The 742-nt window shown below is 78.3% G+C and carries 1 protein-coding gene; it reads left to right on the top strand.

Annotated features, from left to right (window positions below):
- Positions 1–742 (top strand): SWIM zinc finger family protein (locus G3I53_RS00640; RefSeq protein WP_239063444.1); only part of this gene is annotated, 742 nt, incomplete at both ends.

Raw genomic sequence — 742 nt, 5'->3', positions numbered from 1 at the left:
GGCGGCAGCCGTCCGCCGGGACGGCGGCCCCGATGGGTGCGCCTGCCCCGGGCGCGGAGCCCCGCACGCCCCGTTCCATGGCCGCCCCCGACCGCGACGGCGAACACCGCCGCACCTTCCCGGCCTTCCCGCCCCGCGACAGCGGCGCGGACGGCATCGCCGACACCTGGTGGGGCAACGCCTGGGTGACCGCGCTGGAGGAGGGCGCGCTGGACGCTGCGCGGCTGGCGCGGGGACGGGCGTACGCGCAGCGCGGACACGTCGACGCGATCACCGTGACGCCGGGCCTCGTCCTCGCGTACGTCCGGGGCAGCCGCCCGCGGCCGTACCGCGTGCAGGTGCGGCTGCGGACGTTCTCGGACACAGAGTGGGACAGGTTTCTGGACGCGGCCGCCGACCGGCCCGGTCACATCGCCGCCCTGCTGGACAAGGTGATGCCCCAGTCCCTCGCCGACTGCGGCGTCCCGCTGCTGCCGGGCCCCCGAGACCTCGCCCCGAGGTGCAGCTGCCCGGACTCCGGTCACCCCTGCAAGCACGCCGCCGCGCTCTGCTACGCGACCGCGCGTCTCCTCGACGCCGACCCGTTCGTCCTGCTGCTCCTGCGCGGGCGCGGCGAACGCGAGGTGGTCGACGACCTGTCCCGGCGCAGCGCCGCGCGGGCGGCCCGGGACACGCGGCCCGGACCGCTCCCCGGAGTCCGCGCCACCGAGGTCCTCGCCCGGCGCGACCGGCCGCCGCTCCC

It is taken from the genome of Streptomyces sp. SID14436 (assembly GCF_010548465.1).
Classification (GTDB): domain Bacteria; phylum Actinomycetota; class Actinomycetes; order Streptomycetales; family Streptomycetaceae; genus Streptomyces.
Note: the sequence above shows the minus strand (reverse complement) of the source record. Positions and strands in the feature narration are given on the sequence as shown.